The sequence below is a fragment of the Candidatus Paracaedibacter acanthamoebae genome (assembly GCF_000742835.1).
GTDB classification, from domain to species: Bacteria; Pseudomonadota; Alphaproteobacteria; order Paracaedibacterales; family Paracaedibacteraceae; genus Paracaedibacter; species Paracaedibacter acanthamoebae.
In genome coordinates, this window is sequence record NZ_CP008941.1 from 478,797 (window position 1) to 497,386 (window position 18,590).

16 protein-coding genes are annotated in these 18,590 nt (G+C 39.8%); 9 read left to right on the top strand and 7 right to left on the bottom strand.

The window, feature by feature from the left end:
- Positions 1-288 precede the first annotated feature (288 nt).
- The 4 genes from ID47_RS02025 (at position 289) to ID47_RS02040 (ending at position 6,591) form a co-directional block, all read left to right on the top strand.
- Positions 289-1,794 (top strand): flagellin, encoded by a 1,506-nt coding sequence (locus tag ID47_RS02025; RefSeq protein ID WP_038463250.1) that lies wholly within the window; start codon positions 289-291, stop codon positions 1,792-1,794.
- A gap of 504 nt (positions 1,795-2,298) precedes the next feature.
- Entirely contained in the window at positions 2,299-3,801 is a 1,503-nt protein-coding gene (locus ID47_RS02030) for a flagellin (protein ID WP_038463274.1), read from the top strand.
- 223 nt (positions 3,802-4,024) lie between these two features.
- Complete coding sequence (gene fliD / locus ID47_RS02035; protein WP_038463298.1) at positions 4,025-5,980, top strand: flagellar filament capping protein FliD; 1,956 nt, start codon at positions 4,025-4,027, stop codon at positions 5,978-5,980.
- Between the two features lie 185 nt (positions 5,981-6,165).
- The gene (locus ID47_RS02040) at positions 6,166-6,591 is read left to right on the top strand and encodes a flagellar export chaperone FliS (RefSeq protein WP_038463316.1); all 426 of its coding nucleotides are present in this window, start codon (positions 6,166-6,168) and stop codon (positions 6,589-6,591) included.
- An 8-nt stretch (positions 6,592-6,599) separates the two neighbouring features.
- Here the strand turns inward: ID47_RS02040 and rlmN are convergent, their stop codons facing one another.
- The 6 genes from rlmN to ID47_RS02070 form a co-directional block, all read right to left on the bottom strand.
- Positions 6,600-7,694, bottom strand: coding sequence for a dual-specificity RNA methyltransferase RlmN (gene rlmN / locus ID47_RS02045; RefSeq protein WP_038463323.1), 1,095 nt, complete (start codon positions 7,692-7,694; stop codon positions 6,600-6,602).
- 266 nt (positions 7,695-7,960) lie between these two features.
- A complete protein-coding gene (locus tag ID47_RS02050) occupies positions 7,961-8,782 on the bottom strand; it encodes an LpxI family protein (RefSeq protein ID WP_084675856.1) in 822 nt (273 codons plus the stop codon).
- A complete protein-coding gene (gene lpxA, locus ID47_RS02055) occupies positions 8,782-9,579 on the bottom strand; it encodes an acyl-ACP--UDP-N-acetylglucosamine O-acyltransferase (protein ID WP_038463327.1) in 798 nt (265 codons plus the stop codon). The genes ID47_RS02050 and lpxA overlap by 1 nt, the downstream gene beginning before the upstream one ends.
- A gap of 11 nt (positions 9,580-9,590) precedes the next feature.
- The gene (gene fabZ, locus ID47_RS02060; RefSeq protein ID WP_038463329.1) at positions 9,591-10,043 is read right to left on the bottom strand and encodes a 3-hydroxyacyl-ACP dehydratase FabZ; all 453 of its coding nucleotides are present in this window, start codon (positions 10,041-10,043) and stop codon (positions 9,591-9,593) included.
- Positions 10,036-11,067 carry a UDP-3-O-(3-hydroxymyristoyl)glucosamine N-acyltransferase gene (lpxD, locus tag ID47_RS02065; RefSeq protein ID WP_038463331.1) on the bottom strand — a complete coding sequence of 344 codons (1,032 nt, stop codon included), beginning with the start codon at positions 11,065-11,067 and terminating at the stop codon, positions 10,036-10,038. Before lpxD ends, fabZ begins: the two co-directional genes overlap by 8 nt.
- A gap of 9 nt (positions 11,068-11,076) precedes the next feature.
- Complete coding sequence (locus ID47_RS02070) at positions 11,077-11,673, bottom strand: OmpH/Skp family outer membrane protein (RefSeq protein WP_038463332.1); 597 nt, start codon at positions 11,671-11,673, stop codon at positions 11,077-11,079.
- A 609-nt stretch (positions 11,674-12,282) separates the two neighbouring features.
- Here ID47_RS02070 and ID47_RS02080 point away from each other — a divergent pair.
- The 4 genes from ID47_RS02080 to ID47_RS02095 all read left to right on the top strand — a co-directional run bounded on the left by ID47_RS02080 (position 12,283) and on the right by ID47_RS02095 (position 16,070).
- Positions 12,283-12,768, top strand: coding sequence for a hypothetical protein (locus ID47_RS02080; protein WP_156956611.1), 486 nt, complete (start codon positions 12,283-12,285; stop codon positions 12,766-12,768).
- A 360-nt stretch (positions 12,769-13,128) separates the two neighbouring features.
- A complete protein-coding gene (locus tag ID47_RS13130) occupies positions 13,129-14,481 on the top strand; it encodes a hypothetical protein (RefSeq protein ID WP_038463339.1) in 1,353 nt (450 codons plus the stop codon).
- A gap of 348 nt (positions 14,482-14,829) precedes the next feature.
- The gene (locus ID47_RS02090; protein ID WP_038463341.1) at positions 14,830-15,327 is read left to right on the top strand and encodes a hypothetical protein; all 498 of its coding nucleotides are present in this window, start codon (positions 14,830-14,832) and stop codon (positions 15,325-15,327) included.
- A 35-nt stretch (positions 15,328-15,362) separates the two neighbouring features.
- Positions 15,363-16,070 carry a hypothetical protein gene (locus ID47_RS02095; RefSeq protein ID WP_038463343.1) on the top strand — a complete coding sequence of 236 codons (708 nt, stop codon included), beginning with the start codon at positions 15,363-15,365 and terminating at the stop codon, positions 16,068-16,070.
- Positions 16,071-16,895: 825 nt separating this feature from the next.
- On the opposite strand, the gene ID47_RS02100 is transcribed toward ID47_RS02095, so the two are convergent.
- Entirely contained in the window at positions 16,896-17,573 is a 678-nt protein-coding gene (locus ID47_RS02100) for an outer membrane protein (RefSeq protein ID WP_038463345.1), read from the bottom strand.
- A gap of 163 nt (positions 17,574-17,736) precedes the next feature.
- On the opposite strand from ID47_RS02100, the gene rnc reads away from it, so the two are divergent.
- The gene (rnc, locus tag ID47_RS02105) at positions 17,737-18,369 is read left to right on the top strand and encodes a ribonuclease III (protein WP_038463346.1); all 633 of its coding nucleotides are present in this window, start codon (positions 17,737-17,739) and stop codon (positions 18,367-18,369) included.
- Positions 18,370-18,590: the final 221 nt, after the last annotated feature.

Consider the following 18,590-nt stretch of genomic DNA (forward strand, 5'->3'; position numbering starts at 1 on the left):
TGTTAGGTAACGACATAGAACTGAGTTTAAATTGATTTAAGATTTATAATGATGGGGATTTTACCCGGAAAAAATTGCCTACCTGACCATAATTTTATAGCAACTTGGCAAAAATTGCCTACCTTATCCCTCTCTTTTCCATTTTTTAAAAAACCAAAAAGCCAAGGAATTGCTGGATTTTTAGTCTTGGCATGGCTTTTGCTGACTCTGTGTACGAACAGGTACGTTCGTGTACTTATCTGAGGTAGATAAGTATGAGTATAATCACAGGAAGTGAAGAGGTATAAAATGGTTTCAGCAGCAACAAACCTTGGTGCAAATGCAGCTAAGCGTTATCTTGAAATCAACACAGGTAAATCAACACGTGCAACAGAAGAGCTTGCATCGGGCTCAAAGGCATCCAACCCATCATACGATCCATCATCATCTGCCGTGGCTTATCGCTTATCAGCAACCGTTCAATCTCTCGTTCAAGCGAGCGCTAACGTTTCACAAGCGACATCTATGATTCAGATGGCGACAGGATCTCTGGGAGCAACGCAAGATGTTCTAACCCGTATGAAAGAATTGACGGTTAAAGCTAACACTAACTCGGTTGGTGATAGTGAACGTAAAATGATCAATGACGAATTCCAACAATTATTGAATCAGGTTACTGTGAACGCCAATAGTGCTCGTTGGGGTGGCGTATCTTTGTTTACAGGCGGTGCTGGTACTGCTACCCATAGTGGTGCGGTCACAGAAGCAGCAACAGGTCTCGTAGCGGCAGCGACCGCATTTGCTGGTACACTGAATACGGCAAACACCCAAGGAAATATCACAGGTTATGCAGTTGATGCAACCGTTACAGCTAACAATGGTCTTTATGATGTCACTGTGCAAATTAGTGATCAAACATTTAAGGCAACAGTTGGGGCTGCCGTTGCTGGTGGCGCACTAACTCTGGTTAGTACAACTGATCCTTCAACATCAATTAGCTTTAACTATGATGCAGCGGACGTGACAGGTATTACGAATGCGACAACATTCCAAAGTACTCTAAGGACATCCTTGGGAATTGAAGCTGGAGCAGCGAGAGCTTCCTTTGAAGCCTTAAGTACTAACGCTGCTGCTGTTACAGGTGGGGCAGTAACCTTATCTGCTGGTTCTGGTACGAATGCTGGTACATGGGCGTTGACCTATAATTATGATGCTACCAGCAAAGTAGGGACCTTTAAAGCATCTCTGGGCACAGAGTATTATACAGCAACAATTGATACATCAATTTATGCGACTCCTGCAACTCTGTCGACAACAGTATCATTCTCAAATGGTATTTCGTTGGCCCTGTCGTCATTTGATAGTACAACTTCCTTGGCTCAGGAAACTTTTTCTATTACAGCGGGTACGCAAATTAAACAGGCGTTCCAATATGGTGAAAAAGCAACTGACATGCTTGATGTTACTTTTAAAGGTGCGACGGCTGCAGCTTTGAACTTAACAGGCCTTGATGTCCTAACAATGTCAAATGCTCAACTAGCATCTGGGAAAATTGATTCGGCCCAAGACCAAATTGGTTCTATGATTTCAGAACTTGGTGGAAAAGCAGCCCAGCTTGGCTTTATGGCTGATACTCTCATGATCAGCATTCAAAACCAAACAGCAGCGCGCTCTTCCTTTATTGACGCCAACATCGCAGACTCAATGGCGACGTTGCAACGCTTCAAAGGTCTAGCACAAATTGCAAACTCAGTGTTTACTCAATCATTGAATGAGCAATCACAACTAGCCTCTATGGTTCAACAAATGCGCTAATAGACTGCGAGGTTAAAGGGGGAGGGAAACCTCCCCTTTTTTTTAAGGAGATACCCTCCTTGGGATTGCGGAGGCATTTTCAACCCTTTTAAAAATTCTGGTATGCTGGAGTTAACCTACAGCCCTATCTAAGTTTTATTTAAGCTAAAGCTTAATTCATCATTAATCGGTCGAAGTTTTATTATTCCTGAGGATTATAAACGCCTTAAAAATCGTCCTTTATTTTCCTAAAATACGGAAAAATTATTCTGTATAATCTACCCTCGCTATTAAGAATATAGGTAAAAATTTCCCCTTATCTTATTTTTATTTAAATTTATCGGTAAAATTTTCCTGTAAAATTTTATTTAAATAGGGCTAAATTTAATCTCTTTATCCTCTGTGCCGCCTTGTTTTCCGCCATTCTTTGAACTTGGCACAGCATTTGCTTTCTGTTAGGCAGATACGTTTTTACACTTGCCCGTGGTGGGTAAGTTTGGGCACAAGAAGTGGAAGAGGTAAAAAATGGTTTCAGCAGCAACAAATCTTGGAGCAAATGCAGCCAAACGCTATTTAGAAATTAATACCAATAAAGCAACGCGAGCGACGGAAGAACTTGCATCGGGGTCAAAGGCATCTAACCCATCCTATGATCCATCGTCCTCTGCGGTTGGCTATCGCTTAACAGCAAACGTTCAGTCGCTTATCCAGGCGAGTTCTAACGTGTCCCAAGCAACAGCAATGATTCAGATGGCGACCGGATCCTTGGGCGCAACGCAAGAAATTTTAACCCGTATGAAAGAATTGACGGTTAAGGCTAACACTAACTCGGTTGGTGATGGTGAGCGCAAAATGATGAATGATGAATTCCAACAACTTGTGGCTCAGGTAACCATCAATGCAAATAATGCTCGATGGGGTGGGGTTCCTTTGTTCTCAGGTGGGGCAGGGGCGGCGACTCATAGTGGTGCTGTGCCAGAAGCAGCGACAGGACTTCTGGCTGTAGCCAATGCTTTTACGAACACCATGAATGCAGCCAATACTCAAGGTAATATTACGGGCTATGCTGTTGATGCGACAGTTACAGCTGATGGTAGTCTTTATGATGTAACCGTTGTCATTAGTGATCAAACTTTCAAGGCAAAAGTTGGAACGCCGACAGGTGGTGGTGCATTGACCCTTGTTAGTGTTTCTGATCCTAGTAGCTCTATCAGTTTAAACTACGCAGCTGCGACGACTGCCATTACAGACGCTGCTTCTTTTCAGGCAACTTTACGGGGAGCTTTGGGAATTGGAGCTGGCCTAACCCGGGCGTCCTTTACATCTTTAAGCACCAACAGTGCTGCTGTTACCGGTGGCGCAGTAACCTTATCTGCTGGTTCTGGTACGAATGCTGGTACGTGGGCGTTGACCTATAATTATGACAATGTTACCTCTCAAGGTACATTCCGAGTGTCTCGTGGTACAGAGTATTATACATCAGCTATTGATTTAGCAAATTATGGCACGCCGACAGCTATCGCGACAACAGTATCATTTTCCAATGGTATTAGCTTATCCTTAAATGCATTTGATGCAACTAATGCATTAGCACAGGAAACTTATAGTATTGTTGCCGGGACTCAAATCATACAGGCATTCCAGTACGGTGAAAAAGCAACGGATATGCTATCTGTTACTTTTAAAGGAGCCACAGCAGATGCTTTAAAGTTACAGGGACTTACCATTCTAACGATGCAAGCTGCTCAAGAAACCTCCTTAAAAATTGACTCAGCTCAGGATCAAGTTGGTTCTATGATTGCAGAACTTGGTGGAAAAGCAGCCCAGCTTGGCTTTATGGCTGATACGCTGATGATCAGTATCCAAAACCAAACAGCGGCTCGATCCACCTTTATTGATGCTAACATTGCTGAATCAATGATGACATTACAGCGTTTTAAGGGACTAGCACAAGTTGCGAACTCAGTGTTTACCCAAGCATTGAATGAGCAATCGCAATTGACTGAGATGGTTAAACAAGTTCGATAAATATAGCTGATCCCCTATAAAACGATTAAATTTTATGATGGGGTTTTGAGATCAGTTTCAAGCTTTAAAAACAGCAGATAGCTGGTTCTATCTAAGTCTTTCTAAAGCGAAAAAATGAGTCAAAAATCAGCACGGAAAAGTGATCATTTTATAGGGGATTGGCTATATTAATGCGGAAGAGGGGAATCTTCTTCACCATTTAATTTAGAGTATTGAGGCAGATATGGTAAACAGCGTTCGTAGTGATTATGGGATGGGGATCGGCAAAGTCGTTGTTGACGAAGATACCAATACCGCAAAAATATCGCAAAAGGTTGCAGGCCTTGATATTGACGAATATATTTATGCTGTTAAAGAGGCAAGAAAAACCCAGGAGAAACCATATCAAGATAAAATTGATAAAAACACTAAGACCCTTGCTGCCTTGTCAACTTTTCAGACAAAGCTAACAGCTGTGCAAGATCTAGCCCAAACCATGGCAAATCGGATTTCGAGCACCCAGCCTAAAGTCGCCACTAATGTGTTTCAACAGCACGCCATTACGGCCACGACTTCAGGTAGTCAAAATTATACTGACATAGTTAACATATCAGCCTCAGAGAGCGCATTTGTGGGCTCCTTTTCCATGAAAGTGGAACAATTGGCAACATCAGATATGAAAAAGGGAACAATTAATGCGGCAGCGCTGAATGAAGATCGGAAAATAGATGGTAGTTTTTTAATCAGCGCAACGTCAGGCAGTGCAAAAACTATTGAAATTAAATCAGGTATGTCGCTGACAGATATTAAGAATGCTATTAATGCGGTATCGACAGATACCAAGGTTAGTGCTGACATATCCCTTGTTTCAATCGGCGCAATAAGTACTTTCGAATTAAAGCTTAAGGCCCAAGTCAGTGGCGAGCCAATTGTGCTCCAAGATAAATCAGGTACACCTTTAACAGACCTAGGATTTTCCCAAACAACAAGTAACAAAATTTGTGGAATATTGGAGGCAACTAATGAAGCGACAGCCTTAAATTTATCCGGCAATCTTACGTTTGGTATTGAAGGTGGAACAAGTGAAAGCATTTCCTTAGACACGTCAATGACATTAAGCCAGCTTATTGAGAAAATTAATAATAAAAGCGGCACTACAGGTGTAACAGCAAGTTATGATTTGGCATACTATTCCACCCCGAGTAAATATCAAATAAAATTAGAAACAACAAGTGGCAATATTGTCACCTTGAGTGACACCAATGGGGTCGCTACAACATTAGGTCTGACTACTCCTGTGACAGATTTTAATGATCTGTGTTCAAAAGTTACAGTGGATGGAACTGCTTATAAAAAGCGATCTAATACTATTTCAGATATTATAACGGGAGTCACTTTAAACCTAAAATCTACGTCACCTGCAACTGTTTATGGGGCGGTCATTGAGGATAAAGATCAATTTGCTGATCAGTTTATTAATTTTATGAAGGCCTATAATGAATTAATTTCCTTTTATAATGATCAAACTAAATCAAAAAACAGTGCGGATGGTAAGACTATGGCGGCGGCAGAGGGTGCCGACTTATACGGGAATAATTATGCCCGTGACTGTATTTCAAAGCTTAAATATGCTTTGACGGGGGGGACTTCTGGTGCATCGTTGACCACGAAAGAATCCTCTAGCACGACTGCTCTTAGTATTATGGGAATAAAACTTCAACTGGATGGCTCTCTACGTTTTGAAAATGATACTGACTTCGCCAATGCTATTAGCAACAGTTATTCAGATATTAAGAAATTATTCACAAATACAATTAACGTTAGTAATAGCAATTTTAAAGTTACAGATATGCCCCCTAAACTTCCGGCAAGTTTAGGGGGACAGGCTATTACTGTTAATATTTCTAAAGATTTAGCGGGTACGGCAACAGCAACATTTAATATTGGTACAGCGGTCTATCCAGCGAGCGTTACAGCCAATGGAGGAATTATAACCGTCACTGGGGGGAAGGATAGCCCCTTATTTCAGGGGATTACTGTACAATTTAATGGAACTTTAGCAGATGGTGACTTAGCTAGCACTGACATAACGTTGACTCAAGGATCCATGGCGAAGGTGGATAATGAGCTTACAAATATGTTGGATGAAAAGGTCGATCCAGTAACGAAGAAAAAAAGGGGAGCCTCTTTAGCGAAATAGAGAACTTCACTCAGAAAAATGAATCCCAGAAAAAAATTATTGATAAAATTCAGGCTGATGCCAAAAAAGAGACGGATCGTTTAGAAAAGGAATTTCAAGCAGTGTATAAAGTGACCTTGGAATTAGAAAATATTATGAGCATGATTGATTCCTTTAATAAAGCGAATTAAATTAGGAGACAGACCATGTATAATGCACAAATGCGCCAATACCATAAAGCAGAAGTCGTTACGGCGTCACAAATGGTTCAAGTTGCTATATTGCTTGATCATTGTGCTGGGCTTTTACGGCGAGCCAAAGTTGCTATTGAAACCAAAGACTATGAACAACGTCATCATTGTATTGACAAAGTTATGGTTATTATTAGTTCCATTCAATCCAGTTTAGTGGTTGATAGATCACCGGAAATTGCTGAAATAAGCGCTTTCTTTAATAATATAGTAACCTTTTTATTAGAAGTTACCTTAAAGGAAGACACTAATTTGTGTGAACAAGTTCAAATTGCGCTTTCTGAAATGGCTTCTATTTGGCGGCTTGCCGATAGCCATAAAAGCTCGCCTAATAAAACGGACGTGTCTCCTGTATCCGATTCAATGATTATGAATATCTAGAGTTTGTTTTAGATGCCGGCGTTAAGGCTTGAGAGTAAGCTCTTAGATTGACGAACGCTTTCAGATTTTAATTGTCCGCACGCAGCTAAAATATCTCGACCGCGGGGGGTGCGAACGGGAGATGAATATCCTGCTTTAAAAACAATATCAGAGAATGCGGCAATACGCTCGGGGGTAGAGCATTCATAATCAGAACTTGGCCATGGATTGAACGGAATCAAATTAATCTTTGCTGGAATACCACGAATTAATCTCACTAATTCTTTGGCATCAACATTCGTATCATTAATCCCTTTTAGCATGACATATTCAAAAGTGATCCGGTTGGCATTGTTAACGCCAGGATATCGGCGGCAGGCATCAATTAAATCCTTAAGAGGGTATTTCTTATTTAACGGGACTAATGTATTGCGCAAATCATCTCGGACTGCATGCAACGATACAGCTAAGTTGACGCCAATTTCTTCTCCACAGCGATCCATCATGGGCACAACCCCACTGGTTGAGAGAGTGATTTTGCGCTTGGATAGGGAAATTCCTTCTGGGTCCATAATGATTTTTAAAGCTTTGGCAACATTGTCAAAGTTATACAAGGGTTCTCCCATTCCCATCATGACAATATTTGAAACATGACGGTTGCTGGACGGTGTCGGCCATTCATTAAAAGCGTCACGCGCCACCATCATTTGGCCAACGATTTCAGCGGCTGTTAGATTGCGAACAAGTTTTTGTGTTCCTGTGTGGCAAAACTTACAGGTAAGGGTGCAGCCAACCTGGGATGAAAGACAGATTGTCCCGCGATCAACTTCAGGAATATGGACACACTCTGCTTCCTCACCGTCAACAAATTTCAGCAGCCATTTTTGGGTGCCATCAACCGAGATTAAGGCCTTGCTAACTTCTGGACGATGAATGGTATAAGAATCGCCTAGCTTTTGTCGCAGATCTTTAGGAATGTTAGGCATATCTTCAAAAGAACGCACGCCTTGAAAATATAGCCAATGCCAAATTTGTTTTGTTCGAAATTTTGGAATCCCCGCATCAATAAATTCTTTCTCCAGGTCTTCGCGCGCAATACCAATAATATTTTGTTTTTGTGTCATGTTATCATCCTCTTTACCTTATGCACTGTGTCAATAAGGCCTTATCATTGCAACGAAAGCGCAGGGTAAAGCAGCAGTCCATAATTTATTGATTTACTTTTACAGTTAATCACTAGAGCCGTTTTATTCTTTCGCGATGATGCTTTAGAGTTATCAAAAAGTCGTCTTAGCAATTCCCTTATATGATATAATCTATCTGCTATAAAATTGCGACAGGTTTGTCTCTCTTTAGCCAGGCTGTAAGAAATTTAGACCTTTATTTAAATTTAAAACCCGAAAATAAATATTTTTTCTTTATTCGCAAGAGCCACCGCTTCATCTTGTTTAAGAATTTGGGTTTTTCCTGCCTCTACAGCAATACCTGCAAATTTATTGTTGATACATTGCTCCACTGTCTGCAGACCAATAGTTGGTAAGTCAGCTTTAAGGTTTTGCTGGGGTTTGGCCATTTTAACCAAAATAGGCTTGCCCCCCTCCCGACGATAGCTTTGAACTCGATTAATCAAGTTCTCGGTGCCTTCAATCGCTTCAACACCCAAGATTAATCCTTGTTGAATAACTAAAGCCTGACCAATATCTGCTTCACCAAGCTTGCTTAGCACCTGGCGGGCAATTTGAATATCGTTCATTTCAGTTTCAGATGGTTGAACAGTGGTTAAACATTTTTGAGGCATCAATAAATCATCTAACAGCTCATCTGCTCCGATCACTGTAAATCCTTTTTCCTCAAGGTATTTAATAATGGCTGTGAGAACGCCATCATCCCCTAAAGACATAAGCCCCATCTTTGCCAAAAGCTTTGTGCCCGTCCAATCCAATGATAATTCGGATAAACTAGGGCGTTTAATACCCCCGGCCATCACAATATGAGTAACATTTTGAGATCGCAAATAAGTTAATAGAGCATCAACAGCTCCAAGTTTTAACCAAATGTGAGGTATTGAGCTCACAGTTTCAGGGGGTGTCTGATTTTCGAAAGCAATAGCCACAATTTGATCACCTTGGGCCTGACAGCGATCAATGATTTGAGGGGGAAGATCTCCCTGTCCTGCGATAAGCCCAATAACTTTCGAATTTAATGTCATCATCAACCTTTCGGCATGCACAGATTGCGATGAGACTCGCCTTGAATAAAGTTAATGAGGCTCTCAATTTCTGGGATTTCTGATTTTTCCTTCTTAATTTGAGATAGTCGTTCTTGAAATGTCGAGGCCTTTTCGGCAGTTTCAGGGGTAAACAGAGTTCTATAAGCTTCCCGCAAGGCACTAATTGATTTTTGGGAAAATCCGCGTCGTTTTAAACCAACAAGGTTAAGACCAGATAATCGGGCCCGTTCGCCGATGACGATGCCATAAGGAATGACATCTTGTTCAACACCGGACATGCCTCCGATCATCGCATGGGCCCCGATTCGCACAAATTGATGAACAGCTGACAAACCGCCAATAATAACGTTATCTTCTACGACAACGTGTCCTGCAAGGGTAGCATGATTGGCAAAAATCACATCATTTCCGATCACACAGTCATGGGCAATGTGTGTGCCCACCATAAATAGTCCACGGTTGCCAATTTTTGTCAGTTTGTTATCGGTGGCAGTACCAGGTTGCATGGTTACATACTCACGGATAATGTTGTCATCTCCAATTTCAAGGTATGTGGTTTCCCCTGAATATTTTTTATCCTGCGGAATATGACCAATGGTTGCAAACGGATAGATAGTATTGCAGTTACCCAGCGTGGTATGACCTTCAAGTACCACATGGGATTTTAGTTCAACGTCATTGCCAACAATGACGTGGGGTCCAACATAGCAGAAGGGCCCAGCCTTAAAATTTTTTCCAATTTTGGCCGAGGGATCAATAATAGTTGTTGGATGAATCATTTGTACCTACCTTATTTGCTTGCGATCATTGCGGTAAAGGTTGCTTCGTCGGTCATCACATCCTCTACCCACGCTTCCCCTTTAAATTTCCAGATATTGCCTCGGGATTTTAACAGGGTTATTTTAAGTTTTAAAGTATCTCCTGGCACCACCGGTTTGCGGAATTTTGCTTCCTCAATTGACATAAAATAAATAATTTTTCCGTCTGAATTTTGGCTCATAGATTTGGTGACGAGTACTCCAGCGGCTTGGGCCATAGCTTCCACAATTAGAACGCCCGGCATCACAGGATGGCCTGGAAAATGTCCTTGGAAAAACCATTCATTCATAGTGACATTCTTGATCCCTGTGGCGCTTTCACCAAGTTTTACATCTGTTAACTTATCAATTAGGAGCATCGGAATGCGATGGGGAATAAGCTCCATAATCTCATTAATCAAAATATCTGGGCTTGTTTCAGTCATTATATTTTCCTTTTGTTTTTACGAGTTTTGCCAAGAAGGCAACTTGTTTGAAGTATTCTTGGATGGGAACGGCTGGATAACCTGCAACTTTTATTCTCGGTTCCACGTCGCGCATCAGTCCAGATTTCGCGGCAATTTGTGCCCCGTCACCAATCGTTAAATGCCCAGCTATACCAACTTGTCCTGCTACAATAACAAATTTTCCAAGGCGTGTGCTGCCTGCGATTCCAACTTGTGCTACAAGAACAGAATGTTCACCAATAATAACGTTATGGGCAACCATAACTTGGTTGTCAATTCTAACGCCCTTATGGATTTCTGTGTCTGCATTTGACCCCCGATCAATGGTCGTATTAGCACCAATATCAACGTAATCGCCGATAATAACGCGACCAAGCTGGGGGACGGGGACGTGCCCTTTGGCATCCATGTCGAATCCAAAGCCGCGCTGACCGACTCGGGCACCTGGTTTAATGGAAACATGGTTACCGATTAGACTGTTACTAATGCTGACATGGGATTCTATTTGACAATGGGTTCCGATCACGCAATTAGCCTCAATAACAGAATGGGAGCCAATCCTGCAATTTTCCCCAATTTCCACGTGATCTCCAATAACCACATAGTCACCAATTGTACAGTTACTACCAACTTTTGCGGTGGGCGCAATCCTTGCTGTTGGACTTATGTTAACGGGTGCCTTTTTTTCTCCATAAAATAAGGACAAGAGACGTGCATAATCTCGATAAGGTGTTTTTGACACTAATATAGGCAAATGTGCTGGCGCATGGCTAACAAATTCGTCGGCCACAATACAGGCCCCAGCTTGGGTTGATTGAAATTCTTGTTGGTACTTGGAATTATGATAACAAGCTAAGTTATTGTTTTTTGCCTGCTGCAAGGGCGATAGATCCTTAATTTCAAGGGATGGATGGGAACAATTACTTAAGGGTAATTTTAAAAAGTCAGCGATCTGCGTTAGGGTAAAGGGCCCTTTATTAATGTAAAATCGTGTATCTGGCATGATTGACCTTTATGATGGCAAGTGAACAGTTGGCAGTTTATGGTTTAATTCCCGCAAAACTTCATCAGTAATATCAAGTTCTGAGCCACCATACAATACAACAGAAGCATCTAAAATGGTGGCATTGAATACAAGATTTAACCCGCGTCGTTTAGCGACATTATTAACAATTTCCCGGATTGTATGCTCAATTTCCTCTTGAATATGGCCAAAGTTTTTATTCAGGCTTTCTTTGCGACTTCTTAGAATTTTATCCAGTTCACTGACTTGGCGGTCAAGCTCGTCCTTTTTAGATTTTAAATCTTTAGCGCCTTCAGGGTTATTTTTTTCAAGATAGTGAATTTTTTCATATTCAGCTTGCAGCCTTTTTTCTTGCCCTAAAATTTCTTCATGAAAATTTTTGTATTGCCGTTCAATTAATTCTTTAAATTGTTTGACGGCTTGAGCTTCGGTGTTAACTCGGCTTAAGTTCACAAAAGCTATTTGGGCATGGGGTACAGGAATAACAGAAGAAGAATAATTCAATAATCCTTTCCCATAATAAATTCCCGCCCCAATGAGGGCGACTAATGCAATTGAGATGGATGTTTTAAGGATGGTTCTCATCAAAAATAATATCCTTCGTCATAAACTTACCTGATGTGATGAAGCTCATGATAGCAAAAGCCATCGAAATCACCAACAAAATTGCGCAATATTCAAATTCATCACCGTTAGAAGAAGGAGAAGATTACCTAAAGTATAGAAAATGAGTTGTTTCTTCCTCAATTTGATTGCCCTCTTACTGTTAAGCGAGGGAAATACATCAATGTTTGTTTGATACAAAATAACTACCCAAACGCCATAGAAATAATTGGGCGCCATTACTCTGAGGATTTTTGTTTTTTCACTGAATAGTATCTTAATACGCTTTATAGATATTTTTCTCATTATTCAAATAATTATCAGATAAGTATAAAGCATTTAAATCATATAAAAATTAATTAAAATAATATAATGTCATAAAAATATTTTTTATTCAATATGGTAGAAAAAAATTCAAAATTCCCCTTGTTAAGCCAGTGAGAGAGCGTTAGATTAGCTCTGTGAAACTAAAATATAACCTTAAGGAATCATAACGTGATGAATAAATTACAATTACTTTCTGCTGTTGCTCTTTCAGTTGGAGCAGTACATGCAGCTGAGCCAGAGAACGATGATGTTCAAGGAGGCGCTATGCCACCACTATTTATAGAACGCGCTCCACAAGAGGAATTGAATCCACGCGGTGTGCAAGCGGCTATAGGGGTAGATCAAGCATTACAGCAAGAAGAGCAAGCACTACGCCACGCAGAAGAAGAGGACTCGTCTTCTGATGAAGAAGAGGAAGGAGAAGAAGTTTTTGGAAGACTTTTTGCCCCACTAGGTGGCGATGAAGAGATCGGACGTCAGGATGAACCAGAAGCTGTAGGCGAAATGCCCGCCCACATAGCTCAGATGCTGCGAGGAGTAAACTTGCGGAACCTGGACGCAGAAGATCCAGATGTAGTGCAAGGCTTAGTTAATCAAATTTTACAAGAAAATCCGCAGTTAGCACAGCAGCTTCAAGGAGTAAATCTTCAAGCAGTTAATGCTGAAGAAGCTGAATATACTGTAGGGGAAGTAGTAAGAATTAATGGTGTCCGCCATCGTTGGAACGGTACTAAGCTCGTTCGTCTATAGTTAAAATAAATGTGCTTAAAGGTTACCACTGATAGTAGTGGTAACCTGCTAAAAGTTTTATATCGTAATAAAATAAAAAAATGTAATATTAAATATAACTAGGTTAGTATGGTAGGGCTTAAATTGTTCCTTCAGACTTATAGTTTTAAGCTTCTAGGAACTAATTTAAACTTTTTAAAAATAATAAAATAAAATTTCTTAACAAAAGCCCCGTAAAAAGTCTTGATATATTAAAAAGTCATTCTTATATCCGTAAAGATGCTGATAGGAAAAAATTTAATTTTATAATTTAAAATTATTAATATACTATCAGCTTTAAGTTTTTAATATAAAGTTATTCAGTTAAAAGGATTAGATTCTATGATAACCCAAAAGAATTTCAAACATTTACTATTAGGTGTTTGCTTATCAGCATCCACAGCATTAGCAATGGAAGTTCAACCCTTAAATGATGTCGGCGGAAGAGACGGGGAGATATGGAGGGATGACGGAGAAAATGTGATGCGTAGAGAACGACGTGATATGTGTCGTCAGTCTGCTGAACAATTGTTTGCCGTGGTGGAACATCCTTTACCCCGTGATACAGCTATGCAGCAAATTAATACCTGGTTAAATACATTAAAGAATAACCCGCTTCAATATAATAGTGCCCAGATGATGCGGCAGGTAAATACGCCTGATCGTTTTACAGGAATTTTTGTTCCTACAAGAAATTATATTGATGATGCAATCAAAGGTTTTAATGCAATTCGGACCCATGGGTATTATTTCGCAGAGCAGATTAATAACCATAATGTGCGCATGGATGACGTTTTAACATTGGTATGGACTGCTATCCAGCAATATCCACAAATGACAAATTCTGAAAATGCTGCCAATGATCAAATAAACATGCGCTTAACTTTACTTAAAAAAGGTTTAGCAGAAATCGTAGAAGATGATAATCATACAGTATGCGGTGTGGGCCAATCGCAAAGAATTCTTCTTCCTCTACAAGGTTCCATTGATGGTATAAATATTGATGGTAATTATATCCTTAATGGAAATGGTGGCGAGGTGCAGCTCGATGTTCATGGATTTTCTACCCGATGCAATGAAGTCGTAGGAGAATATATTGCTGGACTAGATGATGCTCATCCGCTTTCCCAAGCAATTACAGGCATGGTATTGTATCCCAATGTAAATGCAGCAGCTTTGAGAGGCTTTTTAGATAATATTCGCCAACGCTGGCGCGATATGGCTACGCGTGTTTTTGCTAGAAATGATGACAACATAAGAAGTGCTCAAGCAGCAATTGATCGTCATTTTCAACAATATTATAATCTTTTAAGGGGACTAAATATTGATAATACGCTTGGCAATTTTATGGGTGATATAAATGCAGGAATTAATGCAGCGTTTTATCATGATGCTCCGCAGGCAGCCCAACCACCGCAAGCACAGGTTCCTGTTGTCCATCCAATACAGCCACCCGCAACACAACTACAGGGACTACTCCAACTTGCAGCGCAACAACACGCGGCTCAACAACTTGCAGCTCAGCAACTTGCAGCTCAGCAGCAACAGCAACACGCGGCCCAGCAACTTGCAGCTCAACAACGCGCGGCTCAACAACTTGCAGCTCAGCAGCAGCCTCAGTATAGTGTAGGAGAAGTTGTAAGGGTGGATGGTGTCCGCCATCGCTGGAACGGTACTAAGCTAGTCCGCATGTAATTTATAGCCTTATATACAGTAGGTTACCCCGGATAAAGAGAGGTAACCTACTAAAAGTTTTAGGGCATGAAAAAAATAAATTAATTAAACGTAAAATTTTAGATATTAAGAGACTTACATAAGAGGCCTAAGCTTTTCTTTAAGGACTGATTTAAATTTTTAAAAAAATAATAAAATAAAATTTCTTGGCCAAAATTTCTTGAAAAATCTTGATATATTAAAAAATCATTTTTATTTTACTAAAAACTCGGATAGGAAGCAAACTTAAGATTTATAATTTAAAATTATTTATACCCTATTAGTTTTTGGTTTTTAATGTAAAGTTTTTTATTAAAAGGATTAAATTCTATGATAACCCAAAAAAATCTCAAACATTTATTATTAGGTGTTTGCTTGGCGTGGTCCCCAGCATTAGCAATGGAAATTCAACCCTTAAATGATATCGGCGGAAGAGACGGGGAGATATGGAGGGATGACGGAGAAAATGTGATGCGTAGAGAACGACGTGATATGTGTCGTCAGTCTGCTGAACAATTGTTTGACGTGGTTGAACACCCTTTACCCAGTGATACAGCTATGCAGCAAATTAATACCTGGTTAAATACATTAAGGAATAGCCCGCTTCAATATAATAGTGCCCAGATGGTGCGGCAGGTAAATACGCTTGATCGTTTTACAAGAAATTTTGTTGCTACAAGAAATTATATTGATGATGCAATTAAAGGGTTTAATGCAATTCGCGACAATGGATATTTTTTCCCAGAGCGGATTAATGGCGTTCAGAGACGAATGGATGAGGTTCTAGCACTGGTATGGACTGCTATTGAGCAACACACCCCCATCTGACAAATGCTGAAAATGCTGCCAATGACCAAATAAAGATGAAATTAATTTTACTTAAAAAAGGTTTAGCAGAAATCATAGAAGATGATAATCATACTGTATGCAAGGTGGGCCAATCGCAAAGGATTCTTCTGTGTCTACAAGGTTACATTGGCGGTATAAATATTGATGGTAATATCTTTAATGGAAATGGTGGCGAGGTGCTGATCGATGTTCATGGATTTTCTACCCGATGCAATGAAATCGTAACAGACTATATTGCCGGATTAGATGAGGGTCATCCGCTTTTCCAAGCAATTACAGGGATGGTATTGTATTCTAATGTAAATGTAGCAGCTTTGAGCGGCTTATTAGATAATATTCGTCAACAGTGGCGAAATGCGGCTACTCGGGTTTTTGCTAGAAATGATGACAACATAAGAAATGCTCAAGCAGCAATTGATCGTCATTTTCAACAATACTATGATCTTTTAGAGGGATTAAATGTTGATGATAGGCTTAACAATTTTATGGGGGATATAAATGCAGAGATTAATGCAGCGTTTTATCATGATGCTCCGGATGTAGCCCAACCACTGCAAGCACAGGCTCCCGTTGTCCACCCACTGCAGCCACCCGCAACACAACAGCGCGCAGTACCACAACTTGCTGCTGTACAGCAGCAGCCTCAATACAGGGTTGGAGAAGTTGTAATAATGAATGGTGTTACCCATCGCTGGAACGGTACTAAACTTGTTCGTATGTAATTTTGCGTTTGTTCTTTTTAGATTACCACTAACAATATAGTGGTAATCTGCTAAAAAGCTATTTTCTTTATAAGCAGTAATTAAGCTACCAATAGATTTTACCTTTGTGATAGTAACTATTTGCCATTAAAAAATTATAATAACAGCCTTCAAAAAAAGTTTAATTTATTCACATACATCTTTATTTTATAACAAGCATCTTGAGCGCTAAGAAGCTTATTTACTAAAAGCTTTAGATTCTGTCCTTCCTTAAAATATTTCTAAAATATATCATCAAATTCTTGTTTTGCCTTAAAAAGAGAAAAGGATTAGCCCCTTATAAAGGAAGTAAGCATAAGACCCTTATTAAATACTGAAATAACATTGCAATTTTGAAGACGGAAGGAAAAATCATTATCGCAGTTTGATCAGTCGTAACTATCTCTGGTTTATTTTCAAAAAAATAAGACTCAGAGAATGAAGTGAAGAGTTAAAGAAGAGAAGGGGGGAGAATCGACTATTATTAATAGAAGAACAGATTTATACTGAAAAACGTAAAGGATACTGAGCAGGTCAACATCATTTTTCACGCGCGCGCTGGCAACTGCCTAGGAAAGAGATTGATTGGTATAAAATTTGCAATAAAGACCCTGATTTCTTCTGTATCAGTATTGACAACTAGCGCTCTGTGGAAAAGTTACTTCTGAATAGAGAAGAAAAAACTATTATACCTCCCTTGTTTTTTATAATAAGCGCCTAAGCTTTAAGAAATAAATTAGATAAGAATATAAAAAAAAATTAAAGTAAAAGGGAGGATATAAAAGGAGGGAAAATCCCTCCCTTTTTCTAGAAGTGGTATGAAATCCCAAGCTTAACTTGGTGATCATTATTTTTGATAACCGCATAACCTGGGTTGAATACAAAATTCGGGCTAGTAAGCTTACCCTTCGTCTTTTTGGCTCCTTGAACCAATGTATAGCTCATGTTCAATGCAACTGCATCATTTGGCAATAAGGTTTTAAATCCAACCTGGTAAGCTGGTCTAACTTTGTTGTGTTTTGCACTAAATGTGAATGGGGTCGCATCTTTCTCAGTGTAAATATATTTTACACTTTGTGATTTAACACCGAATCCAACAAATACTAGAGATTTTGGATTAATTTGCATACCAAATTTTGCAAGAAGTCCCCAGCCAAAAGTATCGCGCTTGGACTTAACTTCGCGAATATCAATTCTGGACAAAGTTTTCTTGTTGTTAAATGTAAAGTCAGCAATAACTTCACCGCCTAGAGAGAAACAGTTTGAGAAAACCTTCGCATATCCAAAGTTTACTCCTAAGATAGGGTTTGTGGACTTGCCATGCGCATTGTCACCAGTTCCACCACTATAAGGGCGTACTTTAACTGTGCTGTTAAGGTTGGAAATACCAAAGTCCATCCCGATATAAGCACCATTAAAACCTTTTGCATCAGCTGCTGAAGCCAAAGCTGCAACAGCTACTGCTGTTGATAAAATTTTTTTCATATTTATTCTCCTTTAATGAAACAACTTTAGTTGTATAAGTGTATAGAGGGAAAGTCAAAAAGTAAGCGGAGATTTAAATGGTAAAAATTGCATTTGTTGTAAAAATGTTACATGATAAATAGAGCTTTAAAATTATTGATCGCACTCTTTGGGATAACCCTGTATGAAACTTCTGTTCACCTTTAAAGATCCGTCGCTTTTTGAAAAAGCAATAACTCATCCTAGCTTTCGCCGGCGTAAAATTAATGATTTTGAACGCCTAGAGTTTCTGGGAGACCGGGTTTTAGGAATTTTGATAGCAGAGACGCTTTACAAAGCATTTCCAACAGAAAAAGAAGGTGATTTGGCTAAACGGCAGGCTGTTCTTATTAGTCGTGAGGTTTGTCAAGAAGTTGCACGTGAAATCGCTCTGCAGGATGATATTAAAGTTATTGGAACCGAGTTGAATGGTAATTCTGCGGTCATGAGTGACGCGATGGAAGCTCTCATAGGAGCTATGTATTTAGACCAAGGGCTTGACGCTGTTAGGACTCATATTCTTCCCCTATGGCAAAAGCGCCTTAGTCAATCTGAGGCGCCGCCTAAGGATCATAAAAGCCTATTACAAGAATGGACTCAAAGCCGAGGTTTAGGAATTCCTGCCTATGAAATTATTGGTCAAAGTGGGCCTGCCCATGCCCCTGAATTTGAAGTCTCTCTCACCGTAGGCGATAAGCAAGTATCTGCCTCTGGAAAATCTCGCAAAATAGCAGAACAAGAAGTTGCACGCCAAATGCTACTCATTCTAAAAACTTGACGAAAATTGTTGCTGCAAAATTTCTTATATTATTAATTGATTCTGCATTAATCTCGGACAATTAGGAGTAGATAGGCTCGTAACGCCTAGCTACTCTAGAAAAAAATTATAAATAAAATCAATTTAACTTAAGGATAAATTCTTCGCTAAGGTTGCATGAAAACTGCCCCCTTAATGATGCCAGTTTAAGGGGGGGGAAGAGATTGAAAATATTTCATTAA

Excerpts from the sequence above, each read along its gene's own strand:
- ID47_RS02095 (WP_038463343.1), top strand. The coding sequence starts at position 15,363 with ATGAAATTAATTTTACTTAAAAAAGGTTTAGCAGAAATCATAGAAGAT.
- fabZ (WP_038463329.1), bottom strand. The coding sequence starts at position 10,043 with ATGACTGAAACAAGCCCAGATATTTTGATTAATGAGATTATGGAGCTT.
- ID47_RS02080 (WP_156956611.1), top strand. The coding sequence starts at position 12,283 with ATGCCACCACTATTTATAGAACGCGCTCCACAAGAGGAATTGAATCCA.
- rlmN (WP_038463323.1), bottom strand. The coding sequence starts at position 7,694 with ATGACACAAAAACAAAATATTATTGGTATTGCGCGCGAAGACCTGGAG.
- ID47_RS02025 (WP_038463250.1), top strand. The coding sequence starts at position 289 with ATGGTTTCAGCAGCAACAAACCTTGGTGCAAATGCAGCTAAGCGTTAT.
- ID47_RS02090 (WP_038463341.1), top strand. The coding sequence starts at position 14,830 with ATGATAACCCAAAAAAATCTCAAACATTTATTATTAGGTGTTTGCTTG.
- ID47_RS02030 (WP_038463274.1), top strand. The coding sequence starts at position 2,299 with ATGGTTTCAGCAGCAACAAATCTTGGAGCAAATGCAGCCAAACGCTAT.
- ID47_RS02100 (WP_038463345.1), bottom strand. The coding sequence starts at position 17,573 with ATGAAAAAAATTTTATCAACAGCAGTAGCTGTTGCAGCTTTGGCTTCA.
- fliD (WP_038463298.1), top strand. The coding sequence starts at position 4,025 with ATGGTAAACAGCGTTCGTAGTGATTATGGGATGGGGATCGGCAAAGTC.
- ID47_RS13130 (WP_038463339.1), top strand. The coding sequence starts at position 13,129 with ATGATAACCCAAAAGAATTTCAAACATTTACTATTAGGTGTTTGCTTA.
- lpxA (WP_038463327.1), bottom strand. The coding sequence starts at position 9,579 with ATGATTCATCCAACAACTATTATTGATCCCTCGGCCAAAATTGGAAAA.
- lpxD (WP_038463331.1), bottom strand. The coding sequence starts at position 11,067 with ATGCCAGATACACGATTTTACATTAATAAAGGGCCCTTTACCCTAACG.
- rnc (WP_038463346.1), top strand. The coding sequence starts at position 17,737 with ATGAAACTTCTGTTCACCTTTAAAGATCCGTCGCTTTTTGAAAAAGCA.
- ID47_RS02040 (WP_038463316.1), top strand. The coding sequence starts at position 6,166 with ATGTATAATGCACAAATGCGCCAATACCATAAAGCAGAAGTCGTTACG.
- ID47_RS02050 (WP_084675856.1), bottom strand. The coding sequence starts at position 8,782 with ATGATGACATTAAATTCGAAAGTTATTGGGCTTATCGCAGGACAGGGA.
- ID47_RS02070 (WP_038463332.1), bottom strand. The coding sequence starts at position 11,673 with ATGAGAACCATCCTTAAAACATCCATCTCAATTGCATTAGTCGCCCTC.